Origin of the sequence: Enterococcus ratti, assembly GCF_001886195.1 — a bacterium.
GTDB lineage: Bacteria > Bacillota > Bacilli > Lactobacillales > Enterococcaceae > Enterococcus_B > Enterococcus_B ratti.
In genome coordinates this window covers 13,636-31,094 of record NZ_JXLB01000017.1, presented here as the reverse complement: position 1 = coordinate 31,094, position 17,459 = coordinate 13,636, and the positions used below count along the sequence as shown (strand labels likewise).

15 protein-coding genes and 2 pseudogenes are annotated in these 17,459 nt (G+C 34.1%); 3 read left to right on the top strand and 14 right to left on the bottom strand.

Features of this window, described 5'->3' with window-relative positions:
* Positions 1-168: 168 nt before the first annotated feature.
* Positions 169-771 (top strand): anaerobic ribonucleoside-triphosphate reductase activating protein, encoded by a 603-nt coding sequence (nrdG, locus tag RV14_RS08860; protein WP_071855905.1) that lies wholly within the window; start codon positions 169-171, stop codon positions 769-771.
* A gap of 67 nt (positions 772-838) precedes the next feature.
* Here nrdG and dinB read toward each other — a convergent pair whose 3' ends face one another.
* Together dinB and RV14_RS08850 are read right to left on the bottom strand one after the other, a co-directional pair.
* Positions 839-1,945: a DNA polymerase IV gene (gene dinB, locus RV14_RS08855; RefSeq protein WP_071855904.1), complete on the bottom strand. Its 1,107-nt coding sequence runs from the start codon at positions 1,943-1,945 to the stop codon at positions 839-841.
* A gap of 239 nt (positions 1,946-2,184) precedes the next feature.
* Positions 2,185-2,829: a redox-sensing transcriptional repressor Rex gene (locus tag RV14_RS08850; protein WP_071855903.1), complete on the bottom strand. Its 645-nt coding sequence runs from the start codon at positions 2,827-2,829 to the stop codon at positions 2,185-2,187.
* Between the two features lie 220 nt (positions 2,830-3,049).
* Here RV14_RS08850 and RV14_RS08845 point away from each other — a divergent pair, with 220 nt between their 5' ends.
* On the top strand, positions 3,050-4,987 hold the full coding sequence (locus RV14_RS08845) for an ABC-F family ATP-binding cassette domain-containing protein (RefSeq protein WP_071855902.1): 1,938 nt from the start codon (positions 3,050-3,052) through the stop codon (positions 4,985-4,987).
* A gap of 190 nt (positions 4,988-5,177) precedes the next feature.
* On the opposite strand, the gene RV14_RS08840 is transcribed toward RV14_RS08845, so the two are convergent.
* The 8 genes and pseudogenes from RV14_RS08840 to relB all read right to left on the bottom strand — a co-directional run bounded on the left by RV14_RS08840 (position 5,178) and on the right by relB (position 13,272).
* Positions 5,178-5,531 (bottom strand): hypothetical protein, encoded by a 354-nt coding sequence (locus RV14_RS08840; RefSeq protein WP_071855901.1) that lies wholly within the window; start codon positions 5,529-5,531, stop codon positions 5,178-5,180.
* Positions 5,532-6,244: 713 nt separating this feature from the next.
* A pseudogene (locus RV14_RS08830) lies at positions 6,245-7,029 on the bottom strand (sulfite exporter TauE/SafE family protein).
* Complete coding sequence (locus RV14_RS08825) at positions 7,023-8,138, bottom strand: anaerobic sulfatase maturase (RefSeq protein WP_071855899.1); 1,116 nt, start codon at positions 8,136-8,138, stop codon at positions 7,023-7,025. The pseudogene RV14_RS08830 and the gene RV14_RS08825 overlap by 7 nt, the downstream one beginning before the upstream one ends.
* A 17-nt stretch (positions 8,139-8,155) precedes the next feature.
* On the bottom strand, positions 8,156-9,631 hold the full coding sequence (locus RV14_RS08820) for a sulfatase family protein (RefSeq protein WP_071855898.1): 1,476 nt from the start codon (positions 9,629-9,631) through the stop codon (positions 8,156-8,158).
* A 13-nt stretch (positions 9,632-9,644) separates the two neighbouring features.
* Positions 9,645-11,539 (bottom strand): annotated as a pseudogene (locus RV14_RS08815) (beta-glucoside-specific PTS transporter subunit IIABC).
* Between the two features lie 104 nt (positions 11,540-11,643).
* A complete protein-coding gene (locus RV14_RS08810; protein WP_071855918.1) occupies positions 11,644-12,468 on the bottom strand; it encodes a PRD domain-containing protein in 825 nt (274 codons plus the stop codon).
* Positions 12,469-12,778: 310 nt separating this feature from the next.
* The gene (locus tag RV14_RS08805) at positions 12,779-13,045 is read right to left on the bottom strand and encodes a type II toxin-antitoxin system RelE family toxin (RefSeq protein ID WP_071855897.1); all 267 of its coding nucleotides are present in this window, start codon (positions 13,043-13,045) and stop codon (positions 12,779-12,781) included.
* Positions 13,042-13,272, bottom strand: a complete 231-nt coding sequence (gene relB, locus RV14_RS08800; protein ID WP_071855896.1) for a type II toxin-antitoxin system RelB family antitoxin — start codon at positions 13,270-13,272, stop codon at positions 13,042-13,044. The genes RV14_RS08805 and relB overlap by 4 nt, the downstream gene beginning before the upstream one ends.
* Positions 13,273-13,487: 215 nt before the next feature.
* On the opposite strand from relB, the gene RV14_RS12925 reads away from it, so the two are divergent.
* Positions 13,488-13,634: a putative holin-like toxin gene (locus RV14_RS12925; protein WP_217265352.1), complete on the top strand. Its 147-nt coding sequence runs from the start codon at positions 13,488-13,490 to the stop codon at positions 13,632-13,634.
* A 164-nt stretch (positions 13,635-13,798) separates the two neighbouring features.
* Here RV14_RS12925 and RV14_RS13055 read toward each other — a convergent pair whose 3' ends face one another.
* From RV14_RS13055 to RV14_RS08775, 4 genes are all read right to left on the bottom strand, one after another.
* On the bottom strand, positions 13,799-13,867 hold the full coding sequence (locus tag RV14_RS13055) for a hypothetical protein (RefSeq protein ID WP_425429254.1): 69 nt from the start codon (positions 13,865-13,867) through the stop codon (positions 13,799-13,801).
* Between the two features lie 884 nt (positions 13,868-14,751).
* Positions 14,752-15,825: an ABC transporter substrate-binding protein gene (locus RV14_RS08785; protein WP_071855894.1), complete on the bottom strand. Its 1,074-nt coding sequence runs from the start codon at positions 15,823-15,825 to the stop codon at positions 14,752-14,754.
* Positions 15,822-16,649 (bottom strand): ABC transporter permease, encoded by an 828-nt coding sequence (locus RV14_RS08780; protein ID WP_071855893.1) that lies wholly within the window; start codon positions 16,647-16,649, stop codon positions 15,822-15,824. The genes RV14_RS08785 and RV14_RS08780 overlap by 4 nt, the downstream gene beginning before the upstream one ends.
* Positions 16,646-17,455, bottom strand: coding sequence for an ABC transporter permease (locus tag RV14_RS08775; RefSeq protein ID WP_071855892.1), 810 nt, complete (start codon positions 17,453-17,455; stop codon positions 16,646-16,648). Before RV14_RS08775 ends, RV14_RS08780 begins: the two co-directional genes overlap by 4 nt.
* Between the last annotated feature and the right edge of the window lie 4 nt (positions 17,456-17,459).

Here is a 17,459-nt window from a genome sequence, read left to right as displayed (position 1 = left end):
TTTCTTGTCTTTTCTTTGATCACTATTTTAAAATCGTTTTGCCAATTTTTTAGCTCGTCCTTTCCTTCTTATAAGTTCAAAACTTATCAAAATGTATACCATTTGATTTGCTCTCATTGAAAGGACAGATTAAAGTTTCATTAACTGACAATAGAAAGAAGTTTTTTTATGCATAATCCTAAACCAAAAGAATGGCTAGCACGAGATTACAGCCAAAACTACATTGCAGACTACAAACCTTTTAATTTCGTCGATGGCGAAGGGGTTCGAAATAGTTTATATGTGAGCGGATGCTTGTTTGCTTGTGAAGGCTGCTTTAACAAAGCGGCACAAAACTTTCGTTATGGCAAACCTTTTACTCAAGAGTTAGAAGAACAAATCATCAATGATTTGCGTCATGACTACGTTCAAGGATTCACTCTTTTAGGTGGGGAACCGTTTTTAAATACTCACGTATGCCTTCAAGTAGTCAATCGTATTCGTAAAGAGTTCGGACAGACAAAAGACATCTGGTCGTGGACGGGTTACACAATTGATGAGTTATTACAAGATTCTACAGATAAATTAGAACTCTTAACCAAAATCGATATTTTAGTAGACGGACGTTTTGAATTAAACAAACGAGACTTAAAACTGCAATTTCGTGGTAGCAGCAATCAACGAATTATTGATGTTAAAAAATCTTTAATAGAAAATAAGGTTGTTATTTGGAAAAAGTGTACCGATGCAACTGAAACCTACGAACAAATTAAAAAACAAGAGTTAATTTAATTATTTTCTGCATGCAAAAATACAGTAGCAAGCTTACCTTTTCTCAGGTATTCTTTTCTACTGTATTTTATTTCCATAACGGCAAAACAATATTTTCATAAGTCATAGGCGCTAAATTCGTTACAGTAATTCCTAATAGCCGAATCCCTTTTTCAATCCCCAACACTTCTTCCCAAATCAAACTTGCTTGATAAAACAAAGCGTCTTTTTTATCCACGTATTCAGGCAAAGTCATTCTTTTAGTAATTGTCGTATAATCGGTGTAACGTACTTTCAAAACGATTGTTTTTCCATGTTTTTGCGCCTTTTTTAGTGAATCTGCTACTTTTTCTGCTAATTGCCGTAATTGTAATAAAACTGCTTCTTCTGTTTGTAACGGTTGACTATACGTATGTTCTTTCCCAACTGATTTTCTTTCTCTTGTCACATTTACCGGTTCATCATGAATTCCTCTTACTTTTCGATAAAGGGAATAACCCATCTTACCAAAATGTTGAATCAACAGCATTTCTGGACATTCATAAAGATCCTTGCCGGTAAAAATGCCTAGTTCATACATCTTCGGTACTGTTTTTTTTCCCACACCATGAAACTTATCAATAGGCAACGCCTTTAAAAAAGGCAGTGCATCTTGTGGAGCCACCACTGTAATTCCTCTAGGTTTTTGAAAATCGGAAGCCAGTTTTGCTAAAAATTTATTGTAACTTACCCCTACAGAACAAGTTAACTTAACAGTTTCCCAAATTTCTGTCTGAATGAAACGAGCAATTTTGATTGCCGATGGACAATTTATTTTATTATGCGTCACATCTAAATAAGCTTCATCAATACTCGCCGGTTCAACGACATCTGTATACCGATTAAAAATCTCACGAACAAGTTTTGACACTTCACTATACTTTTGATGATCTCCGGGTTTAAAAATTGCTTGAGGGCAACGCTCATATGCTTCTTGAGCACTCATAGCCGAATGAATCCCATATTTTCTTGCTTCATAATTTGCCGTAGTCACCACTCCCCGTCCGCCAGTATCACTAGGATGTCTAGCAATCACTAGCGGCTTTCCTCGAAATTCTGGATGGTCTCGCTCTTCAACCGAAGCAAAAAAAGCGTCCATGTCGATATGAATAATTTTTCTTGATGTATCGTTATGTAAAGGAAATTGTAATTCCATTTTACTCCCTCCTGCAACGATTATATAGGAACTTTTGTTCGTATACAAGTATCACACAACTAAAAACTCAAAGAAAAAACTCTCAAAACAAAGATTTGTCATATTAAGCTAAAAAAGCCGAATTTTCACAAAAACTGCTGCATCAATTTCTGTAGATTTCGACTTATTTTAAAAATAAATTATCTCAGAAAGAGATGAACTACGCCAAAAATAAACGTTTATTTAAACACTTCTCTTTCTTATGTTGTCCGAGGCGCAGAATTAGAATGAAGAAAATAAATCAAGGTTTGCAGCTCATTCGTTAAATCAACGTTTTGGATCAACACGTCTACTGGGGCATTCAATCGAGCCGATGTAAAGTTTAAAATTCCTTTAATACCTGCTTCTATTAAACGATTAACAACGTCTTGTGCTCTTTCAGCAGGAATCGTCAAAATTGCCACTTCAATCTGTTGAATCTTAATTTGTTCAAACATTTCTTCCATCGGATAAACAGGAATGCTGTCTACAATCCGGCCGACAATCTCTTTATTGACATCAAATGCACAGCTTATACGAATACTGTTGCTTTGATGAAACTTATATTTTAGTAATGCGCTCCCTAAATTGCCGACCCCAATTAAGGCAACGTTGGTTAATTGATCGTCATTTAATGTTCTTGCAAAAAAGTGCATTAAATCTTCTACATCGTAACCATAACCACGTTTTCCTAATTCTCCAAAATACGAAAAATCACGACGAATCGTGGCACTGTCAACTTGAACAGCCTCACTTAACTCAGTTGATGATACTTTTTTCTTTCCTGCATTATTTAAAATTCTTAAGTAACGATAATACAAAGGCAGACGTTTAGCTGTTGCCTTTGGAATAATATGATCTTTCACTTAACTACCTCCACTAGTTCTTTTTTCTTTTTGGTTTATTCATCATAGCAGGAGATACAGGGAAAAATCAATCTGATTGCTTAGATATTGTGAATTTTTATTCTTTATTCATTTTTTTATCATTTCTTTGAATCTCGCAGTACCAAGGAATTTATGGTAGACTATTAAAAGAAAAAGAGATTTATTCTTAGAGAATTCACAAAGTAGAAAAGAGGATTCCATGATATTATTACAAGCTAACCAAATTGCTCGCCATTTTGGTGCAGAAATTTTATTTGAAACTATCCATTTAGAAATACAGACAGGTGCTCGAATTGCTTTAGTTGGGCGCAATGGTGCAGGAAAATCGACTCTATTAAAAATTCTTGCCGGAATAGAAAGACCGGATGAAGGAAAGATTATTAAAAATAAAACTGCGGTTTTAGGCTACTTGGCTCAAGATACTGGACTAGATTCTTCTGAAACCGTATGGAATGAAATGCTTAAAGCGTTTGATGCCATTCGACAAATGGAAAAACGAATGCGTAAACTGGAAATCTTGATTAGTGAAGAAGCACCTGATACTCCTGCTTATGACTCGCTTTTAAATGAATATGACATGCTGCAACATGATTTTTCTGAAAAAAACGGCTACAGTTATGAAAATGAAATCCGCTCTGTCTTGCACGGATTTAATTTTGATCCCTCATTTTATGACCAAAAAGTCAACGCGTTATCTGGCGGTCAGCGTACTCGGTTAGCGTTAGCGAAAATGCTATTGCAGCATCCAGATATTTTAATTTTAGATGAGCCGACGAACCATTTAGATATTGAAACACTTTCTTGGTTAGAAGGATATCTGCAAAATTATACGGGCGCTTTATTAATTGTCTCTCATGATCGCTATTTTTTAGATAAAGTTGTAACAGAAGTGTATGAATTAAGTCGTAAAAAAATCCGTCATTATAAAGGAAACTATTCCAAGTATTTGGACATAAAAGCGGAACAACTAGCGGCTGAATGGAAGGCTTATGAAAAACAGCAGACGGAGATTCATAAATTAGAAGAATTCGTCGCACGCAATTTGGTTCGTGCTTCTACGACTAAAAGAGCACAGAGTCGTAGAAAAGCTTTAGAAAAAATGAATCGTTTAGATCGCCCGCAAGGCGAAGAAAAACAAGCTCGTTTTCTCTTTCATGTAGCTAAGCCGTCAGGAAATGTGGTTTTACAAGTTGAAGATGCTGCGATTGGTTATAACGGTGACATATTAGCTGAACCGATCAATCTTGATATTCGTCGGCAAGAAGCAATTGCACTCGTCGGACCAAATGGCATTGGAAAATCAACATTGTTAAAATCAATTATTCATCAATTGCCTTTTATTCGTGGAAAAGAACATTTGGGAACCAACGTGACGATTGGTTATTATGATCAAGGTCAAGCAAATTTGCATACTAATAAGTCAATTTTAGCTGAATTATGGGACGAACATCCAACTACATCAGAAAAAGAAATTCGAAGCGTTTTAGGTGCCTTTTTATTTTCCGGAGACGATGTAGAAAAAACTATTCCGCTTTTAAGCGGCGGTGAAAAAGCACGCGTGGCTTTGGCAAAGCTTGCAATGAACGAAGAAAACTTTTTAATTTTAGACGAACCGACGAACCATTTAGATATTGATAGCAAAGAAGTGTTAGAAAATGCGTTGATTGATTATGAAGGAACCTTGTTATTTGTCTCTCATGACCGATATTTCATTAATCGTATTGCTACTAAAGTTATTGAATTATCTGAAAACGGCAGCAAGGTATATTGGGGAGATTATGATTACTATTTAGAAAAGAAACAAGAAGAAGAAGAACTTGCAGAGCTGTTAGCTGAAAAAGCACCAGCAAAAGCAGCGGTGTCTTCAACTAAGAAACATTATTTTCAAAACAAAGAGCAGCAAAAACTTATCCGTAGCTTGCAACGAAAAATTACCCAAATAGAAGAAGAAATGACTTTATTAGACGCACAAATTGATGGACTTGAACAACAAATGATGGCTCTGGAAAATTTAGATGATCATATCAAGCTGAATGAATTAAATCAAGCCTTAGAATCTGCTCGTCACTCCCAAGATATTAAACTTTCTGAATGGGAAGAGTTAAGTATGGAGTTGGAAGAATATGAAACTCCTTAATAAAAACAACCTGTACGGAGCCAGTATGCTTATATTGGTTCTTCGTATAGGTTGTTTTTACTCGTTATGTGAAAATAGTCTTTTTTATATAAATAAAGTTACTGACAAATAATACAGCTATATTTAATAGAACTTATTACTTTGATTACTTGATCACTTTTTCTTTTCTATTTCTTTTCATCTTTCGTCATTAGTGATAAAAACTATATGCTTTTCTTGCTTTTGCTACTTCACGTTTTTTAGAGGAATATGTTTTTGCTTTAGAGTTGGGATTTTTTATTAATTCATCCACATGCTTTTTCTCTTTCTTTTCCAGTTCTAATTGTTTCTTTCGTTTATCTGTTTTTTTAACCTCCGCAAAAATAGATTGAGGTAACTCATAATCTTCACAACCAAAACGTTGAATTAATTCATATTCTACCGTTTCATTCAATTGTTGATTTGGAATTTCTCCTTTAAAACATCTATTAAGCATCTCTTTGCGTATATTTAAATTTTTTTCTGCTTTTTTGGCACACATCCTCAAAACAGGATCATTTTTCATTTTAATTATCGCTTTTTCATCTATATTAATCCAATAAGCAAGGTACTCTAAATAAGTATAAATTCCCTGAACAATAATTCCTCATTTCTTTACTAAATTCTTTCCTAGAATTGCCACGCTCATTCACTACAGATGCATGCTTTACGCGCTGCTCTAAGTGTTCAATGGATTTTTCAGGTATCACAATGTTCTTGGATTGAGTATAGTACTTTTCTTGATAGTTCTTTAATCTTTTCTTAAATTCATAATGGATCTTTATGCTTGATATGTAATCTTTTAATTTGATCATAATCACTCCCATCTAAAACAGATCGTTCAAAAATATTATAGTGATTATTGAATTTTTAAATAGGTCATTTTACGCTTTTTAAGTGCACCAAAATGATTTTTTTATCAAAAAAGAAATCGTTTTAATAAATAAATATTTCATATTTGGATGAACCTTTTTATTCTTTTATTTTATATAAAAAAACCGCAGAAATTAACTGCGGTTTAAGAGCTTATTTTCACTTGAGGAGTAAAAATGAAAAAGTATTATAGAATTTTTTCGTCTGCATATAGATAATATACACTTCAATTTTGAAAAATTATCTAAAATAATTTGTCTTTTTTTAGAAATATTTTTAAAAAAATAATATCTTCAGTAAATCTGTTAATTTATAAAAAGCTGCCTTTTTCATTCAATCCTTCTGACAGAATCAGTTTGGCTTTATTTACATTTGGCATAACTGCCAACCGTTGTAAACATTCAAACCAATAACAAGTAGAATGGCTGCTTGAAAGACAATTTTGACATTATTTGAAGATAACCAATTACTTAACTTCGATCCAATAATCCCTCCTAAAACGGCTGCTGGAATAATAAAAACCAACGTTGATAAATCATATTGCTGGATGCCAGTCGTCATGAAGATTGTCATTAATTTAGCCAACTGGGAGAAAAAGATGATACAAATGGAATACATTGTAGCCGCTTTAATCGTCATTGAAAATAACAACATAAGAAGTGAGACATTTATCGGACCTCCTCCAATCCCTAATAAGCTAGCCAAAAAACCTAATAAAAAACCGCAAAATAAATACCAGAAAAAAGACTCGAATGTATAACTTCGCCAATTTCCAAAACTATAAATAAAAGCAAATACTAAGGTGAGAATGGTCAGAAGAATTTGAATGAGTTGCACTTGATTGCTACTAACAAATACCGTTAATAAGTAGTCAAACAAACGATTTCCCATCATTCCGCCAATTACTGCGCCCGATGATACCCAAAATATTAACTGCCCATTCATTTCTTTTTTTCTGAAAACTGATGAATTGTTGAAACAACCGACATAGTAAAAACAGCAACGGAGGAAAAAAAGGAGATTTCAGCAACCGCATGCCCTCCAATAAAATCTAAAACAGGTTTTATTATTATACCTCCTCCCATTCCTGAAATGGCGCCAATGGCATTTGAAATCAGTATAACGATAAAATACAGCATCCCTGTTAGCATTGATCGGCTCCTTCAATATACCTCAATATCTCTGATATTTTGGGGATAAATAAAGACAAAAATGCTTGATAACCACAAAAATTATTCTTATCCACATACATCACCTCTTTCATTCGCTTGCAGCCGCCACCACACATTTGCTGAAATACACACTGTTCACATTTTTTTAAGGGTTGCTTTTTTGGACAAAGAAATTTTTTTAAAGGCGGACTTTCAAAGATTTCTTTTAGTGTTTGTTCTTGGATGTAGCCTAAACGGTACTCATCTAATACATAAAAATCACACGAATAGACGCCCCCATCCGCTTCAATGACATATTGTACTTGACAGTTTCCTAAAATACCGCAGGCTGTCACTTGTTGATTAACTAGAAGGTGAATCACATCTTCAAAAAGTTTCACGCGGATATAATTTCCTTTCACAAGTTCAGTCCACCATAATTGAAAGAAATCACGATAAAAAGTAAAGAATTTTTTTGGAGTTAGTACATAATCATTATTTTTCTCCTCTTTTAATTCATCAAGACATGGAATGAATTGAATATAATGAATATTCTCCCGTTTTATAAAATGAACGACTTCTTCTGCATGAGTGGCTAGCTGATTGGTTAATACACAAAGAACATTGTATTCTATACGATAGACATCAAATAACATTTTTGCTTGCAGTACTCGCTCAAACGTTCCCTTTCCCTTTGCATCCAGTCGATTTTGGTTGTGAAACTGAGGATGTCCATCAATGGATAAGCCAACTAAAAAGTCATGTTCTTTTAAAAACTTGCACCATTGTTTATTGATCAGTACGCCGTTTGTTTGCAGCGCATAGTGCACCTTCACTTGTTTTGTTTGTTGCTGTACGAACTCTATAAAATGCTGGTAATAAATTAAACCTGCTAGCGTTGGTTCGCCACCTTGAAAGGTGAAAGTTATCTGATCATTGTCTTTTAAATCCATAAAAATTTGTTGAATCAATTTGTCTACGACTTCTTGTTTCATCTTGCCGTAAGACGAAATCTCTCTTAGTGAGCTGACATTTGCATAGAAGCAATAGCGGCAACGTAGATTACACAAGGAGGAGGCAGGTTTTATTAAAACAGATAGATGCTTCATTTTTTCACCTCTTGACTTTAATCTTCTAACAATCCTAAGCGTACATATTCACTTGTAGGTGCTTCAATCTGATCCATCATTTTTACCAGTTGCTCCATCATCTTTTTTTCTAATTCAGGATTATTTAAAGGATTTTCCTGTTTGGGGTCTTCCTTTAAATCAAATAATAGATGGCCAACAGAATAGGAATCGATAAAAGTAGAAACTGCTAATTCTATATAAGGGTATTGATTGGTAAAGCGATTGCCTTCTTTAAGTACCATTTTATCTAAAATGTCTTTTGTAAAGAACCCTCTCATTTGAGAAAAATTTAATGTTTGAACAGTAATGGGGCCATTATCAGGATGAACGGAGGCACGCATATAAACATAGAGACCGTCGTAAATATTGACATGACCTCCATTTGTTCCAAAAATCACCCACTCATGCAATTGCGTATCTTCTTTACGCAGAATAGGCAATAAAGACTTTCCATCCATGTCTAGCCGATTTTCTATTTCAAAATAATCTAATAAGGTAGCCGGAATATCAATTGTTTGACTCAACACCTGACAACTTTTTTCAATCGTGCTACTTGGATAATTAATAAAAAACGGCAAATGAATAATTTCTTCATACATCGGAGCAACGTTTTTCCCAAGCCAATTATGTTCTCCTAACAAAAATCCATGGTCTGTATTCACAATAATTAATGTATCTTTCCACATATTGTTTTTTTCTACAAAATCTAAAATCTTTCCTAAGTGATGGTCACACATAGAAATCAATGAAGCATATTCTTTTTGTAACTCGATCAGATTTTCTTCAGTTATTTCTTCTGTCACACGTCCATATTTGGGCCAAAAATAAGGTGTTTTTGTCGGATTTTCTTCATATAATTTTCGATATTTTTCAGGAACGTAAAAAGGTTCATGTGGATCAAAACATTCAATTTGTAAAAACCATTGATCTTCATTCTTATAATTTTCTAAAAAGGTTAGTCCTGCTTGAATTGTCTGAACACTGGACATTTCTTCTTCATTGACTTGTCGAGTACGATTAGCAAAATGTTGTGTAACGGATACACCACTTTTATTTAAGGGATGATAAAATTGCGTCTTTTCTCCTTCTTTTCTCGGTACCCAGCGATCGCCTTCTTGTCCTCGAAATCCTTCCCATGTCGAATAGCGATTGTGATAGGTTGCCCCACCATCTTCAAAATAATGAGAATGATCGGTAACTAAATGACAATACACATTATTTTTTTGTAATACGTCAAAAATAGAATGATCAAAAGGTTCTAATTGCCCCCACATGCGATGCATGAAGTTATATCTTCCTGTATGCAATTCTCGTCGTGCAGGCATACAAGGCATGCTACCACCATAAAAATTATCAAATGTTACCGTTTTTTCACGTAATCGATCAAAGTTTGGTGTTTTTATCCATTCGTTTCCATAATTTGACAAAAAATCTCGTGCTAATGTATCAAACATTATCATAATGGCACGCATCAGACTCTCTCCTTTACCTAATAATCTTAATTTTTCTTGCTATTGGTTCACCAATCACTTCCAAATAATCTTTCGTGTTTGTCACGACAACTGGTGTAATCGTAGAATAGCCAGCTCTTTGAATTTTATCTAAATCAAAAGTTAGCAGAAGCTCCCCTTTTTTAAATTCTACCCCTTGTTGAATCGTTGGAAAAAAATATTCTCCTTTTAAGTTAACTGTATCGACACCTATATGAATCAATAATTCTATTCCATTTAATGATTTAAGACCTAACGCATGATTGGTTGGAAATAGTGTTTCGACGGTTCCATCAAAAGGCGCATAAACCTTTCCTGTATCAGGTTGAATAGCTAACCCTTTACCTAACAAACCTTCAGAAAAAGCTGTATCCGCTATTTCTTTTAATAAGAGTGCTTTTCCTGAAAGTGGCAAATCAATCTCTGTTTCATTTAGTAACTGTGTACTTGTTGATTGTTCCTTTTCTTCTCCAACTTTATTTGCTGCCTGATCGACTTTAGGATCATACATAAAAGTAAACGTCAGAATGAACGATAGAATAAACGCAGCAGCGATTGCAATTACGTACCCATAAACACTACTTGTCATTCCTTTTTCCGGGTCCAGATAATTAGGCAAACTAAAAATCCCCATGCCGCCCATAATGTAAGATTTTGTACCGAACGTTCCTATAATTAATCCCCCTACTGAAGAAGCCATTAAAGTAGCAATAAAGGGTTTTTTGCGAGGCAAAGTTACCCCGTATAATGAAGGTTCTGAAACACCAAAAAGACTAGAAATAAATGCAGGCACACCAATTGAACGAACAGAATTATTTTTGGATTTAATAATAACTGCAAGAACGGCTCCAGCCGTAGCAAAAGGCGTTGCCGAACTCAAAACTAATACAGGGTCGTATCCCAATACGCTAATATTATTAATTGCAATCGGAATCATTCCCCAATGCAAGCCAAACATAACTAATACTTGCCATATTGCTCCCATAACAATTCCAGCAATCATCGGACTAAAGTCATAGATGTTCAGTACAATCGCCCCCAAAATATCTCCCATCCATGTTGCAATTGGACCGATAATAATGAATGTTAAGGGAACCATTAATAATACTGTAAAAAACGGAACAAGAAAGTTTTTTAACAAACTAGGAATGATTTCAGTTAATTTTTTTTCGAGTTTTGCTCCAAAAAAGGTGGCTATCACAATAGGAATAACACTTGAACTATAGCTCATCAGTATAACTGGAATACCTAAAAATGTAATATATACCGGCGATTCAAAAATTGTATGAGCAAATAATGTATAAAGCGGTTTCGAAGTAGCCGTGAGGTTAGAAAGAGCTGGATAAACTAAAGCAGCACCTAACGTCATTCCTACAAAAGGAGTTAATTTAAATTTTTTTGCAGCCGTATACCCTAAGAAAATAGGTAAAAAGTAAAAAAAGCAATCTCCAGCAGCTTGTAAAATAGTATAAGTTCCTGATTGATTGGAAATCCAACCGAGTGAAACAAACAACACATTCAAACCTTTAATCATCCCCGTAGCAGCTAATAAACTCAATACGGGGGTAAAAATACCAGAAATAACATCAATAAACGCATCAAATGGTTTTTTTTCTTATGTGTTTGTTTTGATTCCACTTCCGATAGTCCTGCATATTCCATAAATTCTTTATATACTTCAGGAACATGATTTCCAATGACTATTTGATACTGACCTCCACTTTGAATAACTGTGACGATACCAGCCGTTTGTTTAAGCTTTTTAGTATCCGCCTTTTTTTCATCATTTAAGTCAAAACGTAAACGTGTAATACAATGAGTTAAACTTTGGATGTTTTCTTTTCCACCGACACCTTTTAAAATTTTTTCTACCAGTTCTTGATACTTCATTTTTTCATTCCTTTCTTTTCTTGCTATTCAAATATAAAAACAAGTCCAATAAAGGCTCTATAAAAGAGTTTCTCTATTAGTCTTGCCTGCACTACCAGTAACACCTAATCATTTTCAATTATTTTATGAATATGCAATGTTAAATATAATTGCTCGTCTTCAGTAAAAAGCGTCTTCAAATATTCTTCTATCAATAACATAGTTTTAAACGCATTGGGATATTGCTCTTTTACCTGATCTAACAATAAATTTCTTTTATGAAAAGATTCTTTATGAATGCTGAGCCGCTGAAAAAAGAACCTAAGATGCGTGATAAAGCGCTCAAAAGCTAATGTACTTTCATCAATTTCTATCTTGTTCGATAAACGGATCAATGCCACAATATCTCTAATTTTTTTCGTTAATTCTTGAATGTCTTCAGGTTTATTTAATTCATCCGTTAATTGTGCATTAATCAAATGCAAAGCGATATTGCCTGCTTCTTCTTCTTCAAAAAAATAACCGGTTTTTTTCTCAAGTAATACCAATGCTTGTTTGCCAACCTCGAACTCTTTCGGATAAAATTTTTTGATTTCCCAAGAAATACGATTGTGAAGTGTTCGACCTTGCTTATGTAATTTTACTAAGTGATAGAGATGGTCGATAAGTGAGACATAAAGCATTTCACTTAATTCATTACGTAACATTTTTTTGGCCAAAGCAATGATATCATCTGCTAAAGACGCATACTCAATTGGTATAGACTCCATTAACGTTGAAAAACGTTCTGAGATGTTTTTCTTATGAAGAACAAAAACTTTTTCCACTTTTGATTTATCTATTTTTTGTCCAATTTTTTTTTGAAATCCTACCCCTGTGCCGATCCATATAAAATCTTTTCCATCTTCATTTACAAGAACCGCATTGTTATTCAATATTTTCTTGATCATTCCCCACATTCACCTCCTTAACAAAAAAACTATACCTTAATACACGTAAAAAACGCATAATAAGGTATAGCCTGCATAATCAGTAACTACCCATTTAATTGTATTTGAAGTATATACTAAATAAACAAAAAATGCAAGCGTTTTCCTTAAAATGTTTTATTTTTTAGAAAACGTACAAAATTTACAAGTCGCTGCTTTTTCTAATTCTTTTGTTTTAGAGCTTGAGACAAAAAGTAAAGAATACTTTTACTTCATACTCTAAACACAGATGAACGGCGGGAGCAGAAGTCATCACATTTTTTAAGCATTCTTAATCATAGACGTTTCTTCGATGTCCCACTTGAATAGCAATGACAACCATTTGATCATCTTCTATTTCTACCAACACTCGATATTTGCCAATCCGATAACGCCATTGCTCTGAACAATTGGCTGTCAACCCTTTCCCAAATTTTCTCGGGTCATCCACGCCATCAATATGTTGATACAGCCATCGAACGATCAACGTAGCTTGATATTTGTCCATTTTACGAAGTTGTTTTTGAATTTCAGGTGTGAATTCTAAACGATAGGTCATTTTAGTCCTCCAAATTCATTCAGTACTTCTTCCATGGATACAGTTGTCTTCCCACTTTCTATCCAATGTTTATGGGCAATTTCAGCTGTTTGTCGATCATATTCATCTTCTAATTGTTCCATTGAATAGGTTTTCAGTAGTTCAGATAAAGTAACTCCATAAAATTCCGCCATATAAGAAAGCCATTGCTTTTCAGCATCACTCACACGTACCGTAATCATAGCCATATTATCGCCTCCTTTTGTATAACATTGTAATACAGGTTAATGAAAGTGTCAATTCTTGTTTCATTTATTTTTTGGCTATTTTAGCATCTCTAGGCAAAAAAATAGACCTAGTTATTCTTGAATTTTCAAAGGAATAACTAAATCTATATGCTATAATAATTGAAACAGTAAAGTTGAATGGCGGTGGCTATCCATTCGAAAGTGAGGTGGTGCGTATGCACATAATCTCAAACTTTAAAGAAAGGAGACGCCTTTTGTCTGTTGAAGCAGCGTTAGGGCTAATGATTAGTTTCGATTCATTTACCGCAACTTTGATCTTTGGCATTCTAACCTTAGCCAACAAAAATGACAAAGAGAAGTAACCGTCACTTTAGCGAGTCGATTAGTTACTTCTCTTTGATCTAACTATTAAACTTGTCACCGTCTTTAGCGGTGCTGTCAAAAGGGACTGTTGACGCAGTTCCTTTTTTCATTTTCATTATAGCATAGCTTTCTTCTTTTGTTCAATTTTTTAAGTGATTTGATCTTATTTATTACTTTTAGAGTGCTTTAACCAAACAAATCCAACAAAAACCATGAGTAGGAATCCTATCACTCCCCATTGAATACTTTGTGTACTTCCTGTTTTTGATAATTCTTGCTTTTGGATTGGTTGATTGCTCACTGGAAATCGCTTCTACTTTTTTACTATACTTCGATTCATTAACAGTAAACAGTCCAATTCCTAAAATAAGAAAACAACTTACACCAACAATTCCCCAACGCACATTTTTATCTATCCTTTTTCGACACAATTTACCTCATTTTCTACGAGGATTTGGTAGCATTCAATTTAACATAGCTCTAAAACCTATCAAATTAGAGGGTCGCGCTGGGCGTTGATTTGGTAGCATTCAATTTAACATAGCTCTAAAACTGATTAGCAAGTTTCAAAAAATCCACTCCTGCTTTTACTCCTCTAATACACTACTTTATTAATATTATATTCTATCTACAACTCCTATATAATAGATTTACGAAAAAATTACTTCTATGGCTCAGCTCATATTATAGCAAATATTATTATAAGTCTAAAACTGTGGACACATTTTTGGTTACAGTTTCATTCAAATCTTAATTATCGTAGTAATACCGTTAAAATTCCAATAAATCAGTAGAAAATTTTCTTTCTTCCCAATAGGCTATCAAGTAGGGAGAATTAACCGTCTAATAAAACTCATCATAACGTTTTATTGCCCTTCACTCAATCCTTCGCAACAACTATAATTTCCACTCGTCACAAAACCTTTATCCTGCCCAACCTATCAACATTTACTCCACTTTTCTTCTGGTAGAAAATACTGGTAGAAAAGATAAAATAACGAAAAAAAGCGCCTAAAAAGACGCTTTTGGTAGAAAATTGGAAAACTGAGCTTTTAAAAGCACGGAAACAAAGGCTTTTGAGCCTTGAATTTTCCCCAGTTTTATTGAGTTTTACCATCATTTCCGATACATTTTAAACTTTAAAAATAAATCATTGTAAATTCCTAAAAACTTGGGACCTAAATCTTTATAAACTTCTAAATGTGCAATCGTTTGATCAGAAGGATAAAATTGTTCGTCTTCTGAAATTTTTTTTGGCAAAAGAGCTTTGGCTTTCTTATTAGGAGTAGAGTACCCAATGTATTCTGCATTTTGAGCTGCATTTTCTGGTTGCAGCATGAAATTGATAAAATCATAAGCTCCTTCTTTATTGGCAGCCGTTTTGGGAATCACAAGATTATCAAACCACAAGTTTGACCCTTCTGTTGGAATGACGTAATGAAGATGGTTATTTTCACCCATCATATCAGCGGCCTCTCCCGAAAAAGTAACAGCTACGGATGCCTCTTCATTAATCATATACATCTTAATTTCATCTGCTACGATTGCCTTGACGTTAGGAGTAAGATCGTTTAGCTTATTTGCAGCTTCATTTAGTTGACTCATCACTTTACTATTCAATGAATAACCAAGACTATTTAATGAAAAACCTATGACTTCTCTGGCACCATCAATCAACATTAAACTATCTTTTAATTTGGGCTGCCAAAGATCATTCCAATGTTGAATTTCCTTTTTGTTAAATACTTTATCATTATAAACGATCCCTAATGTTCCCCAAAAATACGGAATAGAGTACGTATTATTCGGATCAAAGTCTAAATTCAAAAAATGCTCATCAACGTTTGCTAATCCTTTAATCTTAGAATGATCTAATGGGAGTACAAGTTTTTCTTTGATCATCTTTTGAATCATATATTCACTGGGAATGGCAATATCATAATTAGTTCCGCCTTGTTGAATTTTTGTAAACATGGCTTCATTAGAATCAAAGGTTTCATAATTCACTTTATATCCGTATTCTTTTTCAAATTTTGTAATCAAACTGGGATCAACATAATCTCCCCAATTATAAATCGTGACGATTTTAGCTCCATTCATCCCACTTGCTTGTTCTAATTGCCGAACACCAAAAAACAAGATGCAGATGATTGCGACGATACCGATGAATAGGGATTGTAATTTTTTCATCGTAAACGTGCCACCTCCTCACGTCCTCGACGATTTTTTCTCAGCTTTTTTGAACGATTTTCTTTACTGATAAAATAATAACCAATTACTAAAACCATGGAGAAAAGGAACACCAGCGCACTTAAAGCATTGATTTCTAAACTAATTCCTTGACGAGCACGCGAGTAAATTTCTACAGATAAGGTTGTAAACCCATTGCCAGTCACAAAAAACGTCACTGCAAAATCATCCAATGAATACGTAAACGCCATAAAGTAACCTGCAATGATTCCAGGAGATAAAAAAGGCAATATGATACTTTTTATAACTTGAAAATTATTCGCCCCTAAATCTCTTGCTGCATCTACCATGGAGTCATTCATTTCCTGCAATTTAGGCAGCACCATTAAAACTACGATCGGTATGCTAAATGCAATATGGGAAAGTAAAACACTTTGAAAACCTAATCCAACTCCAAGAAATGTAAAGAAAATCAAAAAACTCGCACCAATAATTACATCAGGGGAAACAAGTAAAATATTATTCACGCTTAATAAGGTTGTCCTTACTTGTCGCTTTTTCGTATAATAAATCCCCATTGCACCAAATGTTCCAATGATAGTGGCAATCAGAGCTGATAGAAAAGCGAGCATAAACGTATTTAAAACAATAATAATCAAACGCGTATCGGCAAAGACTGCTTGATAATTTTCCCAAGTAAAACCCGTAAAATGATTCATCGTGCCACCAGAATTAAATGAATAAAAAATTAAGTAAGCAATCGGCACATACAACAATACAAATACTACAAATAAATAAATGTGAGACCACTTTATTTTCCTCATTGTGTACGGCCTCCCTTCTTTTTCTCTCCCGTAAGCAACATTACAATAAACATGGCGATAATCAATATGACACCAATGGTTGAGCCCATTCCCCAATTTTGCGTTACTAGAAAATGCTGTTCAATGGCTGTTCCAAGCGTGATTACACGATTTCCACCAATTAAACGTGTCAACATGAAAAGCGAAAGAGAAGGAATAAAAACGGCTTGTATTCCGCTTTTTACACCATTTAGTGATAAAGGAAACACTACTCGGCGAAACGTGTCAAAATTATTGGCTCCTAAATCACGGCTAGCACTGATTAAGGACGGATTCATTTCTTCTAAGGCGTTGAAAATCGGCATGATCATAAAAGGAATTTCAATGTAGGTGGCTACAAATAAAAAACTGAAATCCGTAAATAAAATTTGTTTAGGACCGATTCCTAAAAACTCAAAGAAATGATTCACGCTGCCGTGAATACTAAAAATTCCAATAAAGGCATAAGCTTTTAGCAATAAATTGACCCACGTTGGTAAAATAATTAACATCAACCACAATTGTTTGTGTTTTAACTTGGTTAGAAAATAAGCAGTCGGATAGCTAATGATTAAGGTAAAAAAAGTAATTAAAAAAGCGTACCAAACTGAATTAAGCGTCATGGCAAGATAAGTTCCTGATGTAAAAAAAGCAGAGTAATTGCTCAATGACCATTGACCGTTCCGATCAAAAAATGATTGATAAATAATCATCAAAACGGGTGCAATAACAAACAACCCCAGCCATAAAACATAAGGAACAGAATAAATTCTACGTATTGTTTTCATCGAC